Origin of the sequence: Curtobacterium sp. MCPF17_003 (genome assembly GCF_003224385.1) — a bacterium.
In the GTDB taxonomy this organism is placed as follows: domain Bacteria; phylum Actinomycetota; class Actinomycetes; order Actinomycetales; family Microbacteriaceae; genus Curtobacterium; species Curtobacterium flaccumfaciens.
The window spans coordinates 77540-100302 of record NZ_QKLC01000005.1; the positions used below are offsets into that span (position 1 = coordinate 77540).

Sequence of the window (22763 nt, forward strand, 5' to 3'; positions counted from 1 at the left end):
ATCAGCCGGCTTCGGCCTCGCGCACGTGGCTGACAGCATCGCCGACGATGTGCGCGATGTGCTCGTCGTGCAGCGAGTACACGGCGTTCCGCCCGATGCGTTCGACCTGCACGATGCCCGCGAGCCGCAGCGTGCGAAGGTGCTGGGACACCAGGGGCTGCGACAGTTCGGTCGCTTCGGCGAGGGAGCCGACGTCGGACGACCGGGAGATCAGCGCGGACAGGATCCGCAGTCGGGCGGGCGAGGACAGCGCCTTGAAGAGGTCCGCCGCTGCTTCGATCCCGTCTGACATGGACTCATGTAAGCGCACGCGCATACGTGCATGCAACACGACGGCCCCGACGCGGTGCGTCGGGGCCGTCGTGTCGGTGCTGGTGATCAGCGCTGTCGATCAGTGCTCGTCGTAGTGGTCGCCGTGCTGGGCGTGCTTGTGTCCGTCGTGGACGAAGTCGACGTGGTCGTCGTGCTGGACCGTCTCGTGGCCGCAGCCGTCCTGGTGTGCGTGCTCGGCGACGGTGTGCTCGGCGCTGTTCTCGTGCTCGGCCATGGTGACCTCCTGCTGATCGTCGGTTGGGATGCCCTCAGCGTAGGTCACACATGCAGAAGTTGCAATACATTTATAGATGAGAACCGATGTCAGCCCGGGAACCGCTGGGTCCCCGCGAGAGCCGACGTCGGCAGCGCGTCCCTGGGGATCGCGACTCCGGCGGTGAGTGCCGACGTCCACTCCGAGGTCGGTGCGACGGCGGCGAGGTTCGACTGCAACAACGCCATCAGCGTCCGGTGCACCGTCTCGGCGGACACGGCCCCGCCGGCGTTGACGATGTTGATCGCGCCCGTCGCGTCGGACAGCACCTCGACCGAGACGCCGAGCGCCTCCGCCTCGGCCGCCGAGGCGATGATGCAGTTGTTCGTCATGAAGCCGACCAGGGTGACCGTGTCGATCGACCGCTCCTGCAGCCAGGCGAGCAGGTCCGTGTGGGCGAAGACGGAGCTGAACTGCTTCGTGACCTGATGCCACTCGGGCGTCCGTCGCCGCTCGATCTCGGGGTGCAGGGCGAACGCCTCCGTCGTCGGGTTGAACACGGGAGCAGCATCGCCGGCGGTGTGCTGGACGACGACGATCGGCGTGTCGGCAGCCGTCGCGGCGTCGATCGCGTTCGTGATCTGCGCGAGCGCGTCGCGGACGGGCGGGAACCGGACCTCGAGTGGACCGCTGAAGTACTCCAGCTGGATGTCGACGAGGACGAGGGCGCGCTGGGGATCGGACACGGGAGCTCCTTGGGTCGGTGGGCGTACTCGACGATCCTCGTCCGTCGATGCCCTCGGTGCGATTGGCACGCGTGCATCGGTACGATGGATCCAGGCCAAACCGGAGGAGTCCCGCGTGCGGATCGCCATCTACGCCTTCGACGGCATCACGATGTTCCACCTGTCGGTCCCGCAGATGGTGTTCGACGAGGTCACCCGACTCGGGCTCGCCGACTGGGAGACTGTCGTCTTCTCCGACCGGCCCGGTTCGGTCCGGACCGCCGAGGGGCTGACGCTCGGTCCGGTTCAGGGGCTCGCCGCCGCGGCGGACGCCGACCTGGTCGTGGTGCCGTCCTGGACCGACGACGGCACCCGCCTGCCGACACCGACCGAGCGGGCGGTCGTCGAAGCACACGCGCGTGGATCGGTCGTGGTCGGTCTGTGCCTCGGGTCGATCGCGGTCGCCGGTGCCGGGCTCCTCGCGGGACGCAGCGCTGTGACGCACTGGCGCGAGGTCGACCGGCTCGCCGCCGCGCACCCCGACGTCACCGTGGACCCCGACGTGCTCTACGTCGACCACGGTGACGTGCTGACGTCGGCGGGCACGGCGTCCGGGCTGGACGCGTGCCTGCACGTCGTGCGGACGCGGCTGGGCGCCGAGGCTGCGAACCGGGTCGCGCGGAGCCTGGTCGTCGCGCCGCACCGCGAAGGCGGCCAGGCCCAGTACATCGAGCGGCCGGTCGTGCAGCGTCGCGACGACGACCCGGTGGCGACGGCATCGGCCTGGGCGGTGGAGCACCTGGACGAGGAGCTCGGCGTCGACCGACTCGCTGCGGCGGCCCACATGAGCCGCCGCAGCTTCGTCCGGGCCTTCAGGGTGTCGACCGGCACCACCCCCGCGGCCTGGGTACGGAGTCGCCGTCTGGACGAGGCCCGTCGACTGCTCGAGACCACCGACCTGCCCGTCGACCGGATCGCCGCAGCGTGCGGGTTCGGCAACCCGGTCACACTGCGGCAGAACTTCGCCGTGGCGTTCGGCAGCACACCCTCGAGCTACCGCCGACGGTTCGACGCGGCCCTGACCAGGCGGCCGGGCGAGTGCGTTCCTTCCCATGACGGCTGTGTTGGGAACTGGAAACGGGCGTACCTGGTCAGAACGACAGACCGGGTACGCCCGGTTCGACCAGGTGTGCCCGGAGCCGCCCTACGACGACGTGGGCGGTGACGCCACCGACTCCATGCCGTCCAGCCGCGCCTCTTCCGCGTCGTACCCGGCGCGGACCTGACGCAGCACCAGGTCGTCGATCTCGTCGGCGTCGCGCAGGCGCAACAGCGTGTTCGCCTTGTGCTGGACGAGCGCCAGCTCGAGGGCGACCGCGTTGTCGTGCCGCTGCAGCGCGGGGTGGTCGTCATCGTCCCCCTCGCGGGCCTCGATCACGTCGAGGTGCGCCTCGTAGTCCTTCCGCAGGCGATCGACGGTGGCACGATCCGCTCCGGTCGACCGTGCCAGACGGGGGAGCGCATCGAGCGCCTCCTCGATCGCGGTGCGTTCGGCGTAGCGACGTTCCTCGCTGACGGACTCGTCCTCGGGCAGCGCGGCGCGACGCAGGACGGCCGGCAGTACGAGGGCCTGCCCGACGATCGTGACGATGACCACCCCGGCGGTGACGAAGACGATGAGGTCGCGCTCGGGGAAGTCGCCGCCGGACTCGAGGGTGCGCGGCACGGCGACGGCCATGGCGAGCGACACCGCGCCCCGGAACCCGGCGAACCCGCTGACGAGCCGGTCGCGGTGCCCCTCGCGCGGTTCCCCGCCGGTGCGTCGGGTGACGAGCCAGATGGTCCCGCCCGCGGCGTTGAGGAAGGCGAACCGCACGATGACGAGCAGCACCGCGACCGCGAAGACGATCCCGGTCCCGCGCAGCAGGTCGGCGGGGTCGAGTGCGCGTGCGGCGACCATCGCCTCGATGCCGACCAGGACGAACAGTGCGCCGTTGAGCAGGAAGGTCAGGAACGACCAGAACGCACGCACCTGCTGGCGGGTCTCGGCGCGGTCGAGCTTGGGGCCGACCTGGCTGACGACGATGCCGGCCGCCACGACGGCGAGCACGCCGGAGGCGCCGATGGCCTCGGCGGCCAGGAAGGCCGCGAAGGGCACGAGCAGGGTGACGAGGTTCTCGAGCACGACGGTGTCCACGCGCCGCAGCACCATCGTCCCGATCCAGGCGGCGACGAGACCGGCGGCGACCCCGCCGATGTACGACAGGACGAGCATGCCCGACACACCCCAGAAGGTGAGCTCCTGCGTACCGACGGTGACGGCCACCGCGATGCCGTAGACGACCAGGGTGGTGCCGTCGTTCACCAGGCTCTCGGCGCGGAGCACCGTGACGTTCCGCCGCGGCAGCATCTTCGTGAGCACGCCGACCGCGGTCGCGTCGGTCGGGGCGACCGCGGCGCCGAGCACCCAGGCCGGCCCCCACGGGATCCCGAGCAGGTGCAGCAGCACGGCGACGGCACCGGCGGTCACCACGACGAGCAGGGTGCCCATCAGGACGATGCCGCGCAGGTTCTTCCGGATCTCGCGGAGCGACGTCGTCAGACTCTCCCAGTAGAGCAGCGCCGGCAGGAACAGCAGCAGCACGGCCTCGGCGGGGAGCTCGACGTCCGCGAACTGGGGCACGAACGCCAGCAGCGCGCCGAAGACCAGGAGCAGCACGGGTGGAGCGATCCGGATCCGATCGGCCACGGCCGCCGTCAGTGCGATGGCGAGGCCGAGCACGACCACCAGTTCCGGTCCCAGCACGTGCACTCCGATCGTCGTCCGACCCGCCAGTCAACGCCGATCCACGGTGGATCCTTCCAGAACAGCCGAACGACGCGCCGCACCACGGCCGAACGACGCGCCGCACCACACCGCACGACGCCTCACGAACCGCCGCTCACACCGCCCGCGGCCGCCGCACCACCCGCCGCCACCACGCACGCCACGGCAGGGAACCCATCAGCGCCGACCCGATCACGACGGTCCTGAAGCACCCCACGACGACGCCCGGGATCGGCACGAGCAGACTCGCCCACAGCAGCACCGACAGGCTGTACACGCCGTCGAGGATCTCGAAGAGCATGAACACCACGAGCCCCCGCTCGACCACGACGGTCGACGCGGAGAGGTGGATCCGCCAGGCACCGCGGCCGACCCCGATCGACGCCGTGTCCGAGGCGCCGCCTCCGGCACCCGGACCAAGTGCCCACGACGCGGTCCGCTTCGACACGAGGTACGCGGCGATGCCGGCCGCCCCGCCGAGCGCGACCGGCAGCAAGGCACCGGCGGCCCACCCGGAACGCGACCCGACGAGCACGGAGGACACCACGACCCCCGTCGCAGCGGTGACCAGCGACCAGACGCGGGGTCGCGCGACGGAGGCGAGCCGCGCCTCCAGGCTGCCCAGCCACGACCTGCGGGACGCGCGGTCGGTGTGGAACAGGTACTCGGCGAAGACCTGCCGGATGAACGCGGCGCCGAAGGCGGCGAGGGCGGGACGCACCTCGGCCAGGTGCGCGGAGAACGAGCCGGCGCGAACACCGCCTGTTCGAAGGAGCTGGCCGGGTCGGTCGCGTCACCGACCGCGACGGCGGCCGGCGGCAGGAGCATCGCGAGCACGCCCGCGACGATCCCGAGCGACAGGAACAGCCGCCGGGCGGGGGAGTGCAGCCGCCGTCAGGGAGGGAGCGCACAACACCGGTGTTCGCGTGCTGAACCGCGGTCTGCACGTGTTCAACCGGCGAACACCGGTGGCTTGCGGGGGCCTTGCTCGCCGGAGCGTCAGTCGTGGAACGTCTCGATGGACGCGCCGAGCGAGTTGAGGCGCTCCTGGAGCTGCTCGTAGCCACGGGCGATGATGCCGACGTTGCGCAGGACGCTCTCGCCCTTCGCCGCGAGCATCGCCAGCAGGATCACCACGGCGGGCCGCAGCGCCGGCGGGCAGCTGATCTCGGCACCGGAGAAGTGCGTCGGGCCGGTGACGTCGAGGCGGTGCGGGTCACGCAGGGTGACGCTCGCGCCCAGGCGGGTGAGGTCGAGCAGGTGGATCGCCCGGCCCTCGTAGACCCAGTCGTGCACGAGCGTGGTGCCCTCGGCCATGGCTGCGATGACGACGAAGAACGGCAGGTTGTCGATGTTCAGGCCGGGGAACGGCATCGCGTGGATCTTGTCGATCGGCGCGTGCAGCTCGGACGGGTGCACCGTGATGTCGACGAGGCGGGTGCGGCCGTTGGCCGCGGCGTACTCCTCGCTGACGTCGAAGCGCAGGCCCATCTCGGCCAGGGTCGCGAGCTCGATCTCGAGGAACTCGATCGGTGCACGGGTCACGGTGAGGGTCGACGCTGTGACGATGCCGGCGGTCAGCAGGCTCATCGCCTCGACCGGGTCCTCGCTCGGCCAGTAGTCCACGACCTCGTCGATGCGGCTCTTGCCGGTGATGCGGAGCGTGGTGGTGCCGATGCCCTCGATCTGCACCCCGAGCAGCTCGAGGAAGAAGCAGAGGTCCTGCACCATGTAGTTGGGGCTGGCGTTCCGGATGACGGTCTCGCCGTCGCGGGCCGCGGCGGCCAGGATCGCGTTCTCGGTCACGGTGTCACCGCGCTCGGTGAGCACGACCGACTTGGTGGGGACGGCCTGGTTCGCGACGTCGACCTCGTACCAGCCGGAGGTCGCCTCGACGTCCACGCCGAACGGACGGAGCGCGATGAGGTGCGGCTCGACCGTGCGGGTGCCGAGGTCGCAGCCGCCGGCGTAGGGCAGGCGGAAGGACTCGTACCGGCCGCTGAGCGGGCCGAGGAACATGAGCACGCTGCGGGTGCGGCGGGCGGCGTCGGCGTCGATCGCGTCGAGGTGCAGGTCGTCGGGGGCGACGATCTCGAGGGTCTCGCCGTCCTCCGACCACGTGACGCTCGCGCCGAGGCTGCGGAGCACGTCGATGATGCGGTCGACCTCGACGATCCGGGCGACCTTGTGCAGACGGGTCACGCCGCGGTTGAGCAGCGAGGCGCAGAGCAGCGCCACGGCGGCGTTCTTGCTCGAGTTCACCGCGATGGAGCCGCTGAGCTTCCGGCCGCCCTGCACGCGCAGGTGGGCGCGCTGCGGCGCACCGCCGATCGAGACGATCTGCTGGTCGAGGGCGTCGCTGATGCGGGTGAGCATCTCGAGGGACAGGTTCTGCCCGCCCTGCTCGATGCGGTTGATCGCGCTCTGGCTGGTGCCGACGCGTTCGGCGAGCTGGGCCTGCGTCATGCTGCGGCCCTTGCGGGCGCCCCGGATCAGGGCGCCGACCTCACGGAGGGGTGCTGCGGTCGCCGGAGATGCCGGCGAGACGACGGTGGTGGTGTCGGTCATGCGCGCCACGCTAACACGCTCATGAGATAAACCGGTGGAAGATGGACACCCATTGCGCGTCCGGAGGTCTCGAATACGTCACAGTTGGGAATTTCGGGGGACGAAACTGCTCAGGGATCGGTCAGGGTGCCCCGGACGATCGAGTTGCCGGAGTGCGCCGGATCGCCGTCGTCGGCCTCGGCCGAGACGTCGACGACCGGGAACTCCGCGGTGTCGACGCCGTCGGGCACCGTGAAGCGGCCCTGGTCGCCGTCGAGGTAGCCGACGCTCACCAGTCCGCCGAGGTCCGACCGCATCATCCAGACCTCGCGCAGCGGACCGGTGCCGGAGCGACCGCGCTCACCGTGCAGGTCGACGACGAGGGTCACCCGGCCGTCCTGGTCACGTTCGAGTTCGGCACGGCCGGTCGTCCCCGACCAACCGGGCAGTGCTGCGAGCTCGGTGTTCGCCAGGACGGTCTCGGTGTCGCCGCGGGGGAGTCCTGGGACGATCCCCGATGCCACACCGATGCCGAGGACGACGGCGAGGACACCGACGCCGGCGATCGCAACGGCGAGGGCTCGGCGACGACGGGGACGGGATCGGGTTCGGCGGGCCACGGCGTGGTGCTGCGCGTCGGACCGGGTGCCGGCGGGCGCCCCTTCGGATGCGCGTTCGGCCGCTCGTTCGGGTTCGGTCGCCGGCGCCGCAGCCTGCTGTGGCGTCCGGGCGATCTCGGCCGCGATCCGCTCCCACACGTGCTCCGGGGGCGCGGCCAACGTCACGTCCTCGGACGCGCGGGTCACCGCGGCGACCCGCTGCAGTGCGGCCACCTCGTCGCGGCACCGGTCGCAGGACACCAGGTGCTCGGCGACGTCGTCCGTCGCGACCTGGTCGGAGACCGCGAGCATCGCCAGCGTCTCGTCGTCGACGTGCTTCATTCGATCACCTCCAGACGTGTTCGGAGCCGAGCCAGACTTCGGTGGATGTGGCTCTTGACGGTGCCCAGCGGCAGTTCGAGCCGTTCGGCGATCTCACGATGGCTGAGGTCGTCGTAGAACGCCAGTCGCATCACGCGTCGTGGGACCTCGTCGAGCCGCTCGAGCTCGTCGGCGACGAGTGCGCGCTCGGCCAGGTCGAAGGCCGGTTCCGGCGCCGGGGTGGTCTCCTCGACCACGTCCGGGTCAGCGGCGCTGGCGTGCCGTCGACGCTCGTTCTGCGCGTCGGCGATGCAGTTCCGGGTGATGCCGACCAGCCACGCGCCGAGCGGGGCGCGGCCGGGGTCGTAACTCGTGCTGCGCTGCCAGGCCTTCACGAACACCTGCTGCGTGACGTCCTCGGCGGCGGCCGGGTCGGCCAGGGCGCGCAGGGCCAGCGAGTAGACGAGCGACGACCACCGTTCGTAGACGGCTCGCAGGGCGTGCTCGCCCCCGGCGCGGAACGCGTCCGAGAGCTCGCTGTCGTCCGGGAGGATGGTCGTCACGTCTTCCTGTCGCTGGCGCGGTCGTCGTCGACCACGATCCGATCGTAGGGGGCGGATCGTCGCCACGGTCAGGCCGGGACCGCGGTGACGACGAGGTTGCTCTCGTAGTGTCCGGTGGCTCCGTCGAACGTCCCGCCGCAGGTCACCAGGACGAGCCGTCGTGGTCCGTCGTCACGGAACACCTCGCCCCAGGGGAGTCCCCGCTTCTCGAGCATGCTGACGGAGTCGATCCGCCACGCGGTCTCGGCACCGTCCGCGTCCGTCAGGGTGATCCGGGTACCGGAGGGGGCGTCGCCGAGGCGTGAGAACGGGCCGGTGCCGTAGCCGACCGCGTCGACGTGGGCCGCGATGACGACGGTGCCCCCGGTGGACGACGGGGCGGCACCGAACCGGTACCAGCCCGCGGTCGCCGGGTCGGGCGGGAGCGCCATCGCGCCGTCCTCGTCGACCCCCTCGGGACGGACCGGCGCGCTGATGCCGGCGTGGTCGACGGTGATGGTGGTCGGGGCGGGGGCGTTCCGGATCGGCGGGATCGTGGCGGCCTGCTGCGGCACCTCGGTCGAGAACGCCGACGGGACCGGTGTGGGGGTGGTGGTCGGCAGGACGGACGGCTGCCCGCCGGGGGTGGTCCCGGCCGACGAGCACCCGGTCAGGGCGGCGGCCGCCACGGCGACGACGAGCGTCACCGTGGCGGACCGCACGGGGCGTGGCACGTTCAGCGGCGGGGCGCTGCGTGCCGGCGGCGGAGCACCACGGCCCCGATCGCGGCAGCGGCGGCCAGTGCGGCCGCCGCTGCGCCGACCAGGGGCAGGGGGCCCTGGTCGTTCGTGGCCACGAGACCGGCGTTCCCGGCGGGGACGCCGTTCGGCGTGCCACCGAGGTCAGCGATGGTCTGCGTGGCGAGGGCGAGGTCGTCGTCCAGGCTGCCCCAGGCGTAGACGATGGTCGACGAACCCGCGGTGACCGCGACGTCCGCCGGGCCGATCACGGGGTCGGTGGTACCGGTCGCTGCAACGCTCGCCGAGACGGTGCCGGCCGGCAGCTCGAGTGCCTGCTCGTCGGGGTTCGACAGGTTCGACACGACTGCCTGCCCACCGGCGAGGACGTCGACGGCCGGTGCGGCGGCGACGTGGCGGACGACCAGGCGTCCCTGGCCTGCCGCGACGGCCGAGGTGTCGTTGGTGAACACCGTGGCGGTCGGCGACCCGTCCGTGGCGTCGTGGGCGACGGCGGTGTAGTTGCCCCCCGCGTCGAACGAGACGTCCGCCGGACCGATGATCGGCTTCGAGGCGTCGGTGGCGTCCGAGGCGGTGATCGCGAGCTGGTGCGCACCTGCCGGCACCATCATCGGGCCGGCGAGGGTGCCCGGGGTGAAGTCGTCGATGGCACGCTCGCCGTCGAGGTAGACGTCGACGGTGACGTCCGGGACGGCGTGGAGGACCGAGAGCGTCGCCTCGCCGGTGGCGGCGGTCGCAGCGGTCGCGGGCAGTACGGCCGCGGCGGCGGCGAACAGGACACCGGCGCTGAGGCCGGTGGCGAGTGTCTTGCGCATGACGTGCTCCTTCGGGCCTGTCCGGGCCGGTGCGGACGACGTCGTCCTCGACCTCGTACCCCCACTACCGTCGGAGCACCCCGATCGGATGCAGTGACTTCCTGGGGATCAGCTGAGACGGCCCGAACGCGTCGCTAACGCACCCGCCGCGTCCGCCGATAGTCCTCCGTGCAGGCCCACGGACGGGCCCGCATCCTGCCCCACGGACGGCGGCGGGACGATCGAGAACCAGGACGGGCCATGATCGTCGTCACACGACTGAACGGCAGCGGATTCGCTGTGAACCCCGATCTCGTGGAGCGCATCCAGGAGACGCCGGACACGACGCTCATCATGGTCGACGGCGCGAAGTACATCGTGCGGGAGTCAATGGCCGACGTCATCGACCTGATCGCGGCGTACCGCGCACGGATCGTCGGCATGGCCTACGGCACCGACCAGGCCTCCCGCTCGAGCACGAACACCGGCCCGCAGCCCACGCTCGCCCCGGTCGCCGCACTCCGCTCCACGCAGCACGGCCGCGCGCTGGACGGGGGTCGCTGACGTGGACATCGCAACGATCGTCGGCATCCTGCTCGCCTTCGGCGCCCTGTTCGGCATGGTCCAGATGGAGCACGTCGAGCTCGGTGGACTCTTCCTGCCCGCCCCGATGCTGCTCGTGTTCGGCGCCACCATCGGCTGCGGCATCGCCAGCACCACCCTCAAGGACGCGATCGCCAGCTTCAAGGCGGTCCCGAAGGCGTTCACCGGCAAGGTCACCCCGCCGGCGTCGGTCATCGACGACGTCGTCGGGCTCGCCGAGACCGCCCGCGCCAACGGCCTGCTCGCCCTCGAGCAGGAGGCCGACAAGCACGACGACCCGTTCATGAAGAAGGCGCTGCAGAACATCGCGGACGGCACCGACGGCGACGAGCTGCGGATCCTGCTCGAGGACGAGATCGAGTCGAACGCGGCCCCGACCCGGAGCGCGAGCGCGTTCTTCATGGGCCTCGGCGGGTTCGCGCCGACCGTCGGCATCATCGGCACCGTGGTCTCGCTCACCCACGTGCTCGCGAACCTCGGCAAGCCCGACGAGCTCGGACCGCTGATCGCCAGCGCGTTCGTCGCCACCCTGTGGGGCCTGCTGACCGCGAACTTCATGTGGCTGCCGATCGGCGGCAAGCTCCGCAAGCTCGCCCAGCTCGAGTCGGACCGCCAGACGCTCCTGATGGAGGGGCTGCTCGCGGTGCAGGCCGGCAGCCAGCCCCGTCTGCTCGGTGAGCGGCTGAAGGCCATGGTCCCGCCCGCTGCCCGCGCCGACACGGGCGGCAAGGGTGGCAAGGGCGGCAAGAAGGCCGACGCGGCCGACGACCAGCAGCTGGCGGCCTGACCGTGAGCGCCAACCCCCGAGGCCGCGGCCGCGGTCGCGCGAAGAAGTCCCACGACGAGGCTGAGCACCCCGACGAGCGCTGGATGGCGTCGTACATGGACATGATCACGGTGCTGATGTGCATGTTCCTCGTGCTCTTCGCGATGTCCACCGTCGACCAGGAGAAGTACATCCAGCTGAAGCAGTCGCTCGCCACCGGCTTCGGCGAGGTCGACTCGCAGAAGATCGACACCGCGAGCGGCACCGTCGTGACGAAGGACCAGGTCGAGGACGGCTCCGGCTACTCGACGGACAAGTCCCAGGCCGACCACTCGACCGCCTCGTCGGGCACGAAGGACACCAACGTCGACCCCGCGTCGACGGTGGTGCCGACGACGGCGACGAAGCAGGACCTCGCCGAGGCGAAGCGCGAGCTCGACGACCTGACGAAGCTCGAGCGTGCGATCCAGCGCAACCTGGCGAAGGCGGGCCAGACCGAGAACGTCCAGTTCACGGTGGACGCCCGCGGCCTGATCGTCCGGTTGATCGGCAGCGAGACGTACTTCGGCACGAACAGCGCGGACCTGTCCGACCAGGCGCGGTCGATCATGGACGCCATCGCGCCGGTGCTGAAGACCTCCGACCACGACGTCAGCGTCGAGGGGCACGCCGACCAGCGGAACTCGACCGCGCCGTACGCCACCAACTGGGAGCTCAGCGCCGCGCGGGCGACCGGGGTCCTGCGCGACCTGGTCGAGCGGGGCGGGATGCCCGGCGACCACGTGCAGAGCGTCGGGTTCGGGTCGAGCCGGCCACTGGCGAAGGGCGGCACGGACCGGGACCTCGCCCTGAACCGGCGGGTCGACATCGTGGTCCTGTCGAACGCCGACCAGGACGTCAGCGCCCTCATGCCGGCGCTGGCGAAGGCACAGGACGGAGCGCAGCAGGGCTGACACACACACAGGACGGAGCCCGGACGGCCTGACGCACGGACGACGCCACCGCCCCACTACGGGGTACAGCACTGACGGGTGCCCCACAGGTGACCGATAGACGCACCCGTGACCGAGACCCTGCCAGCACCCGAGGTGTACGACTTCGCGCGCCCGTCGACGCTGGCCCGTGAGCACGCCCGGGTCCTCGAGCTCGCCTTCGAGACGTTCGCGCGCCAGTGGGGCACGCAGCTGACGGCGAAGGTCCGCGCGGTCAGCCAGGTCACCTGCGAGCAGGTGCAGATGACGACGTACGACGAGTACGCCGCGTCGCTGCCCGCGCTCACCGGCATGGTGCTGCTGCCGATCACCGGCCTGACCCCGAAGGGCGTGCTGCAGGTCCCGCTCGACGCCGCGCTGACGTGGGTGTCGCACGCGCTGGGCGCCTCGAAGCCGCTGCCGACGCCGGACCGCACCTTCACGCCGATCGAGCAGGCCCTGGTCCGCAAGATCGTCGAGGACGCCCTCGAAGACCTCCGCTACTCGTTCGGCGGGCTGCTCGCGCAGGACGTCACGGTCGGCGGGTTCCAGTTCAACAGCCAGTTCGCCCAGGCCGCGCAGAAGGGCGACCTGATGATCGTCGCCTCGTTCTCGATCCGGGTCGGCGACCGCATCGCCCCGGGCACGCTGGCCCTGCCGGCCGAGGCCGTCCTGCCGCAGCTCGGCGAGGCCGCCGCGCACGTGTCGCCCGCCGACGCCCGAGCCCTGCTCGACGCGCAGCTCGAGAGCGTGCCCGTGGGCGTCAGCCTGCGCTTCGCCCCGGCCGCGGTCCTGCCGACGCAGGTCCTGCGGCTCGCCGTCGGCGACGTCCTGCCGCTGCCGCACCCGCAGCACCGGCCCCTCACCATCGCGGTCGACGGCGAACCCGTCGGCACCGCCGCGGTCGGCGCGAACGGCTCGCGCCTCGCCGGCATCGTCGTCACCACCACGAGCACGGAGCAGCACTGATGACCGAAACGACCACCCTCCACACCGCAGCGGCCGAGTCGCTCGCGGCGCAGCTCCCGACGGCCGCCCCGCTGAGCGCACTGCTCCTGCCCGGAGGCGCGACACCGGTCGTGCTCGACGCGGCGACGGACGCCGTCGTCGCCTCGTTCGTCGGCGGCCTGTCGGCCGACCTGGCGCTCGTGCTCACCGACCTCGAGGCGATCACGGCCGCCGGAGGCACCGACCACGGCATCGTGGCCGTCACGGACGTGCTGCGCCCGTCGCTCGAGGCCGCGGCCGGGGTCCTCGGCGTCGGTGTGCTCGGCGAGGCGAACCGCGAGTCGGCCGCGTCACTGCTGGCCGACCCGGACACCGTCGTGTTCGAACTGACCGCCGGTGGCCTGCCCGCCGGGTGGTTCGGCATCCGGATCCGCGAGAACGGCACGGTGTCCGCGCCCGTCGTGGCGAACCTGCCGGCCGGCAACCTCGGCCGGATCAACAACGTCGAGATGACCCTGACGGTCGAGATCGGCCGCACCCGGATGTCGGTCCGCGACGTGCTCGGCATGGAGCCCGGCGCCGTCGTCGAGCTCGACCGCAGTGCCGGTGCCCCCGCAGACGTCCTGCTGAACGGCCGGCTCATCGCGCACGGAGAGGTCGTCGTCGTCGACCAGGACTACGCGGTCCGGATCACCCGCATCCTCGACGTCGCCGAAACGGTCTGACCCGCACGTGGACACCCTCGTCGTCACCCTCCGCGTCGCGCTCTCGCTCGGCGTCGTGCTCGCCCTCATGTGGGTGCTGCACCGCGCGAGCCGCAAGCGCTTCTCGGGCAAGCCGTCGGGCCGTCGTGCGGCGACCGTCGAGGTCGTCGGCCGGCAGGGCATCGGCGGCAAGGCGAGCGTCGTCGTGGTCGACGTCGAGGGGGAGCGGCTCGTGCTCGGCGTGTCCGAGCACGGCGTCAACCTGCTCACCAGCGGGCAGGCACCCGCGCCGGAACTCACCATCGTCACCGGCCCGGTGGCGCTGCCGGTGCGTCCCGCCCCGTCGGCCGACGCGTTCGGTCGGGAACTCGCGCAGCAGTCGGACGCCACCCCGGGCCTCCCGGCAGGCACGGACGACGTGACCCGGGCGACCGACGCGACCAGCGCCGTCGCGCCGCTGCCGATGCGCCCGCGCAACCGTCGTCCGCAGCGCGCGGTGCCGAGCGCGCAGCAGCTGCAGGGCTCGATCCTGTCGGTCGACACCTGGCGCCAGGCCGCGGCCGCGCTGCGGAACCGGCGGGCCGGGTGACCGTGGCAGGGCCGCACCGGCTGGCACGGTCGGGTCGACTCGTCGCCCTCGTCCTGCTCGGCCTGGCGGTCGTGGCCGGGTTCCTGATGCTCACGACGACCGGCGCGCACGCCGCCGGTGTCGTCGAACCGACCGCCCCGGCGACCCCGACCGCCCCCGCGACCGGTGACTTCAGCGTCAGCGTGAACGGCCCGGACGGCACGCCGTCGTCGGCCGTGGTGACGCTCATCGGCATCACGTTGCTGAGCGTCGCACCCGCGCTGATGCTCATGATGACGTCGTTCACGAAGATCTTCGTCGTGCTCGCGATGACCCGGAACGCGCTCGGGCTGCAGTCGATCCCGCCGAACCAGGTGATCGCCGGACTGGCACTGTTCCTGTCGCTGTTCGTGATGGCACCGGTGCTCGGGCACATCAACGACGACGCCCTGCAGCCCTACCTGGCCGGGCACCTCGACTTCAACCAGGCCGTCGAGATCGGCACGAAACCCCTGCGGACCTTCATGCTCCACCAGACCCGCGACGAGGACGTCGCCCTGATCACCCGCGCCGCCGGGCTCGACAACCCGAAGTCGATGGCGGACGTGCCGATGACGACCGTGATCCCGGCGTTCATCATCTCGGAGCTCCGCAGCGCGTTCATCATCGGGTTCGTCATCTTCATCCCGTTCCTGGTGATCGACCTCGTCGTCTCCGCGGCCCTGATGTCGATGGGCATGATGATGCTCCCGCCGGTCATGATCTCGCTGCCGTTCAAGATCCTGCTCTTCGTGCTGGTCGACGGCTGGGGCCTCATCATCACCTCGCTCATCGAGAGCTACCACGTTGTCTAGGGGGCACGCATGAACCAGCAGGCCGTCATCGACCTCGTGCTCCAGGCGCTCCTGGTGTCCGGCAAGCTCGCCGCCCCGGTGCTCATCACCTCGCTCGTCGTCGGCTTCGCGATCTCGCTGTTCCAGTCGGTGACGCAGATCCAGGAGGTCACGCTCTCGTTCGTGCCGAAGGCCGTCGCCGTCGCGATCGCCCTGGTGGTCTGCGGCAACTGGATGATCTCGGAGATGATCGCGTTCACGCACGTCGCCTTCGACATGATCCCGAAGCTGCTCGGGGCCGGTTGATGGAGCTCAGCATCGACGCCGACCGTCTGGAGGCGACCATGCTCGCCGGCGTCCGGCTCGTCGCGTTCTTCGTCATCGCGCCGCCGTTCTCGTACCGGGCGTTCCCCGGCACGGTCAAGGTGATCCTCGGGCTGGGGCTCGCCATCGGCGTCGCCCCGCGCGTCGCCGCCGGCTACGAGCAGCTCGACACGGGCCCGTTCCTGCTCGCCCTGCTCACCCAGCTCGTCGTCGGGCTGTCCCTCGGGTTCCTGGTGTTCCTGGTGTTCGCCGCCGTGCAGTCGGCGGGCGCGCTCATCGACCTGTTCGGCGGGTTCACGCTCGCGCAGGCGTTCGACCCGCAGTCCCAGGTCAACGGCGCCCAGTTCACCCGCCTGTTCCAGATGACCGCGCTCGCGCTGCTCTTCACCTCGGGCGGCTACCAGCTCATCGTCGGCGGTCTGGTGCGGTCCTTCGACGCCGTGCCGCTCACCGGCACCTTCGCGGTGGACGGGCTCGCGTCGATGCTCGTGACCGCGATGTCGCAGATGTTCCTCGCCACCCTGCAGATCGCCGGTCCGCTCGTCGTCGTGCTGTTCCTGGCCGACGTGGGGCTCGGGCTGCTGACCCGCGTGGCACCGGCGCTCAACGCGTTCCAGATGGGCTTCCCGATCAAGATCGGCCTGACCGTCCTGTTCGCCGGCGCGCTCTTCATGGCCCTGCCCTCGGTGGTGTCGTCGCTGACCGGCGACGCCGTCGAGGCGATCACGGGACGGGGGTGACGACGTGTCCGACAGCGGAGAACGTTCCGAACAGGCAACCCAGCAGCGGATGCGCGAGGTCCACGAGAAGGGCCAGATCGGTCGCTCACAGGACCTCGGGGCGTGGATCGGGATCGCCGTCGCGGCGCTCATGATCCCGGCCGCGATCGGCAACGCCGCGGCCGCTGGGCAGGACCAGCTGCTCGCCGTGCAGCGGGTCATCGAGGACCCCGAGCTCGGTGCCGTGCAGGCCCTGCTCGCCGACGCCCTCGGTTCGATGGGTGCGACCCTCGGCCCGATGCTCGCGGTCGTCGCGGTCGCGGTGCTCGCCGCCGCCGTCACCCAGGGCGGGGTGCACTTCCGCAAGATGACGCCGCAGCCCGACCACTTCGATCCGATCGCCGGACTGAAGCGCGTGTTCGGCACCCAGGCGCTCTGGAACGGCGCGAAGGCGCTGCTCAAGACCGCAGTCGTCGGGCTCGTCCTCTGGTTCGCGGTGCAGGGGCTCATGCCGGTCCTGATGACGAGCGGCTCGCTGCCGCTGTCGGCCGTGCTCGAGGCCGCCGCCGCCGGGTCGGGCACCCTGCTGCGCGCCGCGATCGTCGCCGGACTCGTCCTCGCAGCCCTCGACGTGTTCGTGGTGATCCGCCGCAACCGGAAGCGCACGATGATGACCAAGCGCGAGGTCAAGGACGAGAACAAGCAGAGCGACGGCGACCCGCTGGTGAAGTCGCAGCGCCGCTCCCGTCAGCTCGCGATGAGCCGCAACCGGATGATCCAGGCCATCGGCACCGCGGACGTCGTGATGACGAACCCGACCCACTACGCCGTCGCGATCAAGTACGAGCCGGGCAGGTCCGCGCCCCGGGTGGTGGCGAAGGGGGCCGGACCGGTCGCCGACGTCATCCGTGCGCGTGCCGAAGAAGAGCGGGTGCCGATCGTCCGTGACGTCCCGCTCACCCGGGCGCTGCACGCCGCGTGCGAGCTCGGGCACGAGATCCCCGTCGACCTGTACACCCCGGTGGCCCGCGTCCTGTCCTTCGTGATGGCGCTCAAGGCCCGCGGCACCGCGGCCGGCACGCACGCGCCGCCGCGGCCGACCACCCCGGACGAGGTCGCGAGCGTCATCGACCCCGCCACCCTGACCGGGGACCTCCGCCCCCGCAAGCTCCGCACACCGCGCATCGCAGAGAACCAGACCGAAGGACTCCCCGCATGAACCGCAAGGACCTGCCGAAGCTCGTCGTCCCGGTGTTCATCGTCGGCATCATCCTGCTGCTGATCCTGCCGGTGCCGTCGTTCCTGCTCGACTTCCTGATCATCATCAACATCCTGCTGGCGCTGGTGATCCTGCTCACGACGCTGTTCGTGAAGAAGCCGCTCGACTTCTCGGTGTTCCCGTCCCTGCTGCTCGTCGCGACGTTGTTCCGGCTCGGCCTGAACGTCGCGTCCACCCGGCTGGTGCTCGGCGAGGGCTTCGCCGGTGACGTCATCCAGGCGTTCGGCCACGTCGCCGTCTCCGGGTCGATCATCATCGGCGCGGTCATCTTCCTGATCCTCATCGTCATCCAGTTCGTCGTGGTGACGAAGGGTGCCGAGCGCGTCGCCGAGGTCGGGGCACGCTTCACCCTCGACGCGATGCCGGGCAAGCAGATGGCGATCGACGCCGACCTGAACGCCGGGCTGATCACCGACCAGGAAGCCAAGGAGCGCCGCGCCGCGGTGTCCGCCGAGGCCGACTTCTACGGCGCGATGGACGGTGCGTCGAAGTTCGTCAAGGGCGACGCGATCGCCGGCATCCTGATCATCATCATCAACCTGATCGGTGGCATCGCCATCGGCATGCTGCAGAACGGACTGTCCGCCACCGACGCCCTGTCGAAGTACGGCATCCTGACGATCGGTGACGGCCTGGTCACGCAGATCCCGGCGCTGTTGATGGCGGTCTCGACGGGCATGATCGTCACCCGGTCCGGCGCGGAGTCCGAGATGGGTTCCTCGGCCGCGACCCAGCTGTCGCAGTCGCGCAACGCCCTGATGATCGCCGGTGTCGCCGCGATCGCGATGGGGTTCATCCCCGGCATGCCGATCCTGCCCTTCCTGCTCGTCGGCGCGACCCTGCTCTTCACGGGCTGGCGCATCGGCCGGAACGCCGCCCGGGCCGAGGCCGACGCCGCCCAGCAGCAGGCACTCGCGGCGGCGGCACCGACCGGCGACACCCCGGAGGACCTGCTCGAGCAGATGCGCGTGCACGCCCTCGAGATCCTGCTCGCCCCCGACCTGGTCGACATGGTGTCCGGCGCCTCCGACGACCTGCTCGGCCGGGTGCGAGCCCTCCGCCGCAAGATCGCGATCGACATGGGGATCGTCGTCCCGCCGGTGCGCACCCGCGACTCGATCGACCTGCCGCCGTCGACGTACGCCATCCGGATCGCCGGCGTCGAGGCCGGTCGGGGCACCGCGCCCGCCCGCAGCGTCCTGGCGCTCGGCGACCACCTGGACGGCCTGCCCGGCACCTCGACCGTCGAGCCGGTGTTCGGCCTGACCGGCAAGTGGGTGCCCGCCGAGCTCCGGCACGCCGCCGAGATGACCGGCGCGACCGTGATCGACCGGGTCTCCGTGCTCGTCACCCACCTGCAGGCGGTCATCGGCGACAACGCGGCACGCCTGCTCACCCGCGAGGACGTCAAGGTCCTGACCGAGGGCGTCAAGCAGGTCAACCCCGCGGCGGTCGAGGAACTCGTCCCCGGCATGCTCTCGATGGCCGAACTGCAGCGGGTGCTGCAGGGCCTGCTCGCCGAGCGCGTGCCGATCAACGACCTCGGCCGGATCTGCGAGGCCCTCACGCTCCGCGCCAAGGTGTCGACCGACCCCGAGGGGCTCGTCGAGTCCGCCCGTGCGGCCCTCGGCCCGGCCCTCGCCGCCCGGCACACCGACGCCGGCACCCTGCGCGTCATCATGATCGACCCGATGCTCGAGCAGTCGATGCTCGAGGGGCTCCGGCCGTCCGAGCAGGGCAGCCAGATCGTGCTCGACGCACACCGCATCGAGCAGGTCCTGGGCTCCGTCCGCGACGCCGTGCGCTCCGTGGAGGACCAGGGGCTCTCCGCCGTCCTGGTTTGCGCCCCGCAGCTCCGCCCGGCCGTGCACCGCATGGTCGCCGCCCAGTCGAACGGGCTCCCGGTGCTGTCGTACCAGGAGGCCACCGCCGCGGGCTCCACCATCGAGACCGTGGGAGTGGTCCGTGCCGCCGACCCGATTGCAGCGTAGCGGCGCCACGCTCGAGTCGGTCCGCGACGCGGTCCGGACCGAGTTCGGCGCGGGTGCGCGGATCGTCGCGGCCGAACGCGTGACCACGCCGGGCTTCGGCGGGCTGTTCCGCAAGGCGCACGTCGAAGCCACCGTCGAGGTGCCGGAACCGGGGGACCAGCCCACCGCCCGGGTGGTCATCGCGGACTCGCCCGTGCAGCGCGTCGGCATCGCCGCGCTGCTCGCCGACGCCGAGGCGGCCGAGGCGCGCATCGCCGGCACCGACGGCACCGCGACGACGCGGGCCGACGCCTTCGCGTCGGTGCTCGACGGGTTCCAGGCGGACGGGATCACGCCGAGCGCCCCGCGCCCGACGCGCGCCCCGGGTGAGCCGGACGTGCCCACGGGGGTCGACCCGCGCCTCCAGGCAGCCGTCGACGCGCAGACGGTGGCCGACGCGCAGGCGGTGGCCGTCGCGCAGCCGGTCGTCGAGACCCGGTCGGGAGGCCCGTCCCGCGTCCTCGGCTCGCCCTCAGCGGCAGCGGTGGCCCGGTCCACCGCCCCGGCCGTGCGGTCCGCGGACGGTGACCTGGTGCTCCTGGTCGGGCGGCCGAACGACGTCGACGCGGCCGCCGGGCTCTTCGCGGTGCGGCACGCGCTCCGGCCGACGGACGCCGCCGACCGCCGTGCGGCGATCCTGGCGCGGGCCGACGGTGTCCGCGACGGTCACGCCGTGCTCGCCGTCGCCGCGTGGGACGACCGGGCGACCGGCGACGCGCTGCAGGCCGACCAGGTGTGGGTCGTGGTCGACGTCGGGCGGAAGCCCGCGGACTCGGCCGCCATGGTGTCCGCGGTGGCCTCGAGGCTGCCCGTGGTCGGCATCGTGGCGATCGGTGCGCGCGAGACCGCCACGCCCGAGTCGGTGGACCTGCTGGGGCTCCCCGTCGTGTCGCTAGGCTGAACGCGTGCTGGTACTCACGCGGAAGGTCGGCGAGCGGATCCTCGTCGGCGACGACATCGTCATCACGGTGCTCGACTCCCGGGGCGACGGCGTCCGGATCGGCATCGACGCCCCACGCGGCGTGAAGATCCAGCGCGAAGAGGTCGTGCGTGCGGTCGCCGAGGCGAACGCCGAGGCCGCCGCTGCCGGTGACGACGCCGAGGCGCAGCTGCGCGCGGCGCTCGGGGCCCGCGGCGGGGCTGCGCCGGAACCGAACGACTCCTAGCTCCCGACACGGCCACGCCCGTCACGGGCGCGGCCGCGTGTCCGTCATGGACGGGGCTGCACGTCCGTCACGGACGGGGCTTCTTCTCCTGCTCGGGTAGGCGGCCGGCAGCGGCCTCGGCGGCGAACCAGGCACGTGCCTCGTCCTGTCGGGCCTGCTCGGCACCGAGCGCGATCGGCGCCCGGACGTGACCGGGCTCGTAGCCGAAGGTCTCGATCAACTGCGGCACGATGGGCCGGACCCGGGCGACGAGCCGGTCGATGTACGCCGACACCGCACGGGCACGCTGCGCCGACAGCCGGCCGTGCAGCAGGTACCAGTCCAGGTGCTGCTCGAGCAGGCCGAGTGCGAACAGGTCGCGCAGCCAGACGAGCACACGGCGGGTGTCGCCCTCGGTCACCTCGTCGAGCGCCTCGGTGAAGGCGTCCCACTGCATGAGCTCGGCGTGCGCCTTCGACGCCTCGATGAGCTCGTGCTGCGAGCGGTTCAGCAGTCGGGCGGCGCGTGCTCGGTCCTTGCCGGCCGACGCCAGGCGCATGCCGATCTCGGCGACCATGGTGTCGACCCGGCCGGCGAGCAGTTCGCGCTGCGTGCGGGGGTCCTGCAGGTCGGCGACGCTGGCGGCCAGGGAGCCGCGGTCGGCCACGGTCTGGCCGAGGCGACGGATGCCGGACGCGTCGGCCAGCTTCGACGCCGCGACGGCCGCCACGAACTTCGCGGTGGACGCCGGGTCTTTCGGGGCCTTGGCACGGAACTCGGTGAGCAGGCGCTTGCCGACGAGCTGCAGCAGCACGGTGTTGTCGCCCTCGAACGTCACGTAGACGTCGAGGTCGGCGCGGAGCCCGGTCAGACGGTTCTCGGCGAGGAACCCGGCACCGCCGCACGCCTCGCGGGCCTCCTGCAGGGTGTCGAGCGCCGACCAGGTCGACATCGACTTGAACGCCGCGGCCTGGGTCTCCAGGTCCTCCCGGCGCTCCGGGGTGTCCTCGCGCCCGCTGAAGACGTCGTCGAAGGTGCGCAGGAGCTTCTCGTGCGCGAACGACTGCGCGAACACCGTCGCAAGGCGCGGGATGAGACGGCGCTGGTGCCGGCCGTAGTCGAGCAGCACGCCCTCGGTGCCGTCACCGGTGGGGAACTGACGGCGCTGCATCGCGTAGGTCAGGGCGATCTGCAGCGCGATCTTCTGTGCGACGACCGCGGCGCCGTCGAGCGACACCCGGCCCTGCACCAGGGTGCCGAGCATCGTGAAGAACCGACGGCCGGGCGACGCGATCGGCGACGAGTAGGTGCCGTCCGCGGCGACGTCGCCGTAGCGGTTCAACAGGTTCGTGCGGGGGACCCGGACGTGGTCGAAGGCGAGCCGGCCGTTGTCGATGCCGTTCAGGCCGCCTTTGGGGCCGTCGTCCTCACCGCTCACGCCGGGCAGGAACACCCCCTCGGCGTCGCGGAGCGGGACGTAGAACGCGTGCACGCCGTGGTCGACACCCGCGGTCACGAGCTTCGCGAACACGACGGCGGCGTGACCGTGCAGGGCCGCGTTGCCGATGTAGTCCTTCCACGCACCGCGGAACGGCGTGTGGATCTCGAACTCCTCGGTCGCGGGGTCGTACGTGGCCGTCGTGGCGATGCTCTGCACGTCGGAGCCGTGGCCGGTCTCGGTCATCGCGAAGCAGCCGGGGACCTCGAACGAGACGATGCCCGGCAGGAACTCGCGGTGGTTCGCCTCGGTGCCCAGGTGGTGCACGGCGGACCCGAACAGTCCCCACTGCACCCCGGCCTTGATCTGCATCGACGGGTCGGCGGTGACGAGCTCCTCGAACGCCGCCAGGTTGCCACCGTGGTTGCTCTGGCCGCCGAACTCGGCGGGGTAGGGGCGCTGGATGGCCCCGGCGTCGACCAGGGTCCGGAGCTGCTCGAGCACGCGTGCCCGGTGCTCGGGGATCGGCTGGCCCTCGATCTTCTGCATCGCGGGGTCGAGCGCGAGCCGTCGGGAGATCCGGCGGTCCTCGGCCCAGCGTCCGAGCAGGAGCTCCTGCACCAGCTCGACGTCGATGCGGACGTCGGTGTCCGTGCCGGCGGTCGGGGTGCCCGCTGCCGGGTCGCCGGCGGCGTCGGCGTTCGGCGCTTCGACGTCCGGCGCGGTGTCGCTGCCGCTGGCGGGGGTGGTGCGCTGGGCGGGTGCGGTGTCGACCATGGGCGGAGTCCTCCTGAAC

24 protein-coding genes and 1 pseudogene are annotated in these 22763 nt (G+C 71.7%); 14 read left to right on the top strand and 11 right to left on the bottom strand.

What is annotated here, in order from left to right:
- Position 1: 1 nt before the first annotated feature.
- The 3 genes from DEJ30_RS06910 to DEJ30_RS06920 all read right to left on the bottom strand — a co-directional run bounded on the left by DEJ30_RS06910 (position 2) and on the right by DEJ30_RS06920 (position 1272).
- Positions 2-292 (bottom strand): helix-turn-helix transcriptional regulator, encoded by a 291-nt coding sequence (locus DEJ30_RS06910; protein WP_110859852.1) that lies wholly within the window; start codon positions 290-292, stop codon positions 2-4.
- Positions 293-391: 99 nt separating this feature from the next.
- A complete protein-coding gene (locus tag DEJ30_RS06915) occupies positions 392-547 on the bottom strand; it encodes a zinc transporter permease (protein WP_110860088.1) in 156 nt (51 codons plus the stop codon).
- An 89-nt stretch (positions 548-636) separates the two neighbouring features.
- Positions 637-1272, bottom strand: coding sequence for an isochorismatase family protein (locus DEJ30_RS06920; protein ID WP_110859854.1), 636 nt, complete (start codon positions 1270-1272; stop codon positions 637-639).
- A 115-nt stretch (positions 1273-1387) separates the two neighbouring features.
- Here DEJ30_RS06920 and DEJ30_RS06925 point away from each other — a divergent pair, with 115 nt between their 5' ends.
- A complete protein-coding gene (locus tag DEJ30_RS06925) occupies positions 1388-2476 on the top strand; it encodes a GlxA family transcriptional regulator (protein WP_110859856.1) in 1089 nt (362 codons plus the stop codon).
- On the opposite strand, the gene DEJ30_RS06930 is transcribed toward DEJ30_RS06925, so the two are convergent.
- The 7 genes and pseudogenes from DEJ30_RS06930 to DEJ30_RS06960 form a co-directional block, all read right to left on the bottom strand.
- On the bottom strand, positions 2456-4057 hold the full coding sequence (locus DEJ30_RS06930) for a Na+/H+ antiporter (RefSeq protein ID WP_110860090.1): 1602 nt from the start codon (positions 4055-4057) through the stop codon (positions 2456-2458). The genes DEJ30_RS06925 and DEJ30_RS06930 overlap by 21 nt on opposite strands.
- Positions 4058-4193: 136 nt before the next feature.
- A pseudogene (locus tag DEJ30_RS06935) lies at positions 4194-4814 on the bottom strand (DUF475 domain-containing protein); the annotation flags it as partial.
- Positions 4815-5077: 263 nt separating this feature from the next.
- The gene (locus DEJ30_RS06940; protein WP_176708770.1) at positions 5078-6646 is read right to left on the bottom strand and encodes a UDP-N-acetylglucosamine 1-carboxyvinyltransferase; all 1569 of its coding nucleotides are present in this window, start codon (positions 6644-6646) and stop codon (positions 5078-5080) included.
- 110 nt (positions 6647-6756) lie between these two features.
- Complete coding sequence (locus DEJ30_RS06945) at positions 6757-7566, bottom strand: anti-sigma factor (RefSeq protein ID WP_110859860.1); 810 nt, start codon at positions 7564-7566, stop codon at positions 6757-6759.
- The gene (locus DEJ30_RS06950; RefSeq protein WP_110859862.1) at positions 7563-8108 is read right to left on the bottom strand and encodes an RNA polymerase sigma factor; all 546 of its coding nucleotides are present in this window, start codon (positions 8106-8108) and stop codon (positions 7563-7565) included. The genes DEJ30_RS06945 and DEJ30_RS06950 overlap by 4 nt, the downstream gene beginning before the upstream one ends.
- 68 nt (positions 8109-8176) lie before the next feature.
- Positions 8177-8809, bottom strand: a complete 633-nt coding sequence (locus DEJ30_RS06955; RefSeq protein ID WP_146238516.1) for a class F sortase — start codon at positions 8807-8809, stop codon at positions 8177-8179.
- A 14-nt stretch (positions 8810-8823) separates the two neighbouring features.
- Positions 8824-9660 carry a DUF4397 domain-containing protein gene (locus DEJ30_RS06960; protein ID WP_110859866.1) on the bottom strand — a complete coding sequence of 279 codons (837 nt, stop codon included), beginning with the start codon at positions 9658-9660 and terminating at the stop codon, positions 8824-8826.
- 240 nt (positions 9661-9900) lie between these two features.
- On the opposite strand from DEJ30_RS06960, the gene DEJ30_RS06965 reads away from it, so the two are divergent.
- The 13 genes from DEJ30_RS06965 (at position 9901) to csrA (ending at position 20550) form a co-directional block, all read left to right on the top strand.
- Positions 9901-10203, top strand: a complete 303-nt coding sequence (locus DEJ30_RS06965; RefSeq protein WP_110859868.1) for a flagellar FlbD family protein — start codon at positions 9901-9903, stop codon at positions 10201-10203.
- A gap of 1 nt (position 10204) precedes the next feature.
- Complete coding sequence (locus tag DEJ30_RS06970) at positions 10205-11029, top strand: motility protein A (RefSeq protein ID WP_110859870.1); 825 nt, start codon at positions 10205-10207, stop codon at positions 11027-11029.
- Positions 11030-11031: 2 nt separating this feature from the next.
- Positions 11032-11961: a flagellar motor protein MotB gene (locus DEJ30_RS06975; protein ID WP_110859872.1), complete on the top strand. Its 930-nt coding sequence runs from the start codon at positions 11032-11034 to the stop codon at positions 11959-11961.
- Positions 11962-12069: 108 nt separating this feature from the next.
- Positions 12070-12948, top strand: a complete 879-nt coding sequence (locus tag DEJ30_RS06980; protein ID WP_110859874.1) for a flagellar motor switch protein FliM — start codon at positions 12070-12072, stop codon at positions 12946-12948.
- Positions 12948-13652 (top strand): flagellar motor switch protein FliN, encoded by a 705-nt coding sequence (gene fliN / locus DEJ30_RS06985; protein ID WP_110859876.1) that lies wholly within the window; start codon positions 12948-12950, stop codon positions 13650-13652. The genes DEJ30_RS06980 and fliN overlap by 1 nt, the downstream gene beginning before the upstream one ends.
- 7 nt (positions 13653-13659) lie before the next feature.
- On the top strand, positions 13660-14220 hold the full coding sequence (locus tag DEJ30_RS06990; RefSeq protein WP_110859878.1) for a flagellar biosynthetic protein FliO: 561 nt from the start codon (positions 13660-13662) through the stop codon (positions 14218-14220).
- Entirely contained in the window at positions 14217-15053 is an 837-nt protein-coding gene (gene fliP / locus DEJ30_RS06995; protein WP_110859880.1) for a flagellar type III secretion system pore protein FliP, read from the top strand. Before DEJ30_RS06990 ends, fliP begins: the two co-directional genes overlap by 4 nt.
- A 9-nt stretch (positions 15054-15062) precedes the next feature.
- Positions 15063-15338 (top strand): flagellar biosynthetic protein FliQ, encoded by a 276-nt coding sequence (locus DEJ30_RS07000; RefSeq protein WP_027465541.1) that lies wholly within the window; start codon positions 15063-15065, stop codon positions 15336-15338.
- Positions 15338-16096: a flagellar biosynthetic protein FliR gene (locus DEJ30_RS07005; RefSeq protein WP_110859882.1), complete on the top strand. Its 759-nt coding sequence runs from the start codon at positions 15338-15340 to the stop codon at positions 16094-16096. The genes DEJ30_RS07000 and DEJ30_RS07005 overlap by 1 nt, the downstream gene beginning before the upstream one ends.
- A gap of 4 nt (positions 16097-16100) precedes the next feature.
- On the top strand, positions 16101-17294 hold the full coding sequence (locus DEJ30_RS07010) for a flagellar biosynthesis protein FlhB (protein WP_110859884.1): 1194 nt from the start codon (positions 16101-16103) through the stop codon (positions 17292-17294).
- Positions 17291-19345, top strand: a complete 2055-nt coding sequence (locus DEJ30_RS07015; protein ID WP_027465543.1) for a flagellar biosynthesis protein FlhA — start codon at positions 17291-17293, stop codon at positions 19343-19345. The genes DEJ30_RS07010 and DEJ30_RS07015 overlap by 4 nt, the downstream gene beginning before the upstream one ends.
- On the top strand, positions 19320-20285 hold the full coding sequence (locus DEJ30_RS07020; RefSeq protein WP_110859886.1) for a hypothetical protein: 966 nt from the start codon (positions 19320-19322) through the stop codon (positions 20283-20285). Before DEJ30_RS07015 ends, DEJ30_RS07020 begins: the two co-directional genes overlap by 26 nt.
- Before the next feature lie 4 nt (positions 20286-20289).
- The gene (gene csrA / locus DEJ30_RS07025) at positions 20290-20550 is read left to right on the top strand and encodes a carbon storage regulator CsrA (RefSeq protein ID WP_110859888.1); all 261 of its coding nucleotides are present in this window, start codon (positions 20290-20292) and stop codon (positions 20548-20550) included.
- 67 nt (positions 20551-20617) lie between these two features.
- Here csrA and DEJ30_RS07030 read toward each other — a convergent pair whose 3' ends face one another.
- The gene (locus tag DEJ30_RS07030; protein ID WP_110859890.1) at positions 20618-22744 is read right to left on the bottom strand and encodes an acyl-CoA dehydrogenase; all 2127 of its coding nucleotides are present in this window, start codon (positions 22742-22744) and stop codon (positions 20618-20620) included.
- Between the last annotated feature and the right edge of the window lie 19 nt (positions 22745-22763).

Coding starts and splice junctions, on each gene's coding strand:
- DEJ30_RS06940 (WP_176708770.1), bottom strand. CDS start 6,646: ATGACCGACACCACCACCGTCGTCTCGCCGGCATCTCCGGCGACCGCA.
- fliN (WP_110859876.1), top strand. CDS start 12,948: ATGACCGAAACGACCACCCTCCACACCGCAGCGGCCGAGTCGCTCGCG.
- DEJ30_RS06910 (WP_110859852.1), bottom strand. CDS start 292: ATGTCAGACGGGATCGAAGCAGCGGCGGACCTCTTCAAGGCGCTGTCC.
- DEJ30_RS06960 (WP_110859866.1), bottom strand. CDS start 9,660: ATGCGCAAGACACTCGCCACCGGCCTCAGCGCCGGTGTCCTGTTCGCC.
- DEJ30_RS07005 (WP_110859882.1), top strand. CDS start 15,338: ATGGAGCTCAGCATCGACGCCGACCGTCTGGAGGCGACCATGCTCGCC.
- DEJ30_RS06965 (WP_110859868.1), top strand. CDS start 9,901: ATGATCGTCGTCACACGACTGAACGGCAGCGGATTCGCTGTGAACCCC.
- DEJ30_RS07030 (WP_110859890.1), bottom strand. CDS start 22,744: ATGGTCGACACCGCACCCGCCCAGCGCACCACCCCCGCCAGCGGCAGC.
- DEJ30_RS06915 (WP_110860088.1), bottom strand. CDS start 547: ATGGCCGAGCACGAGAACAGCGCCGAGCACACCGTCGCCGAGCACGCA.
- DEJ30_RS06945 (WP_110859860.1), bottom strand. CDS start 7,566: ATGAAGCACGTCGACGACGAGACGCTGGCGATGCTCGCGGTCTCCGAC.
- DEJ30_RS07000 (WP_027465541.1), top strand. CDS start 15,063: ATGAACCAGCAGGCCGTCATCGACCTCGTGCTCCAGGCGCTCCTGGTG.
- DEJ30_RS07015 (WP_027465543.1), top strand. CDS start 17,291: ATGAACCGCAAGGACCTGCCGAAGCTCGTCGTCCCGGTGTTCATCGTC.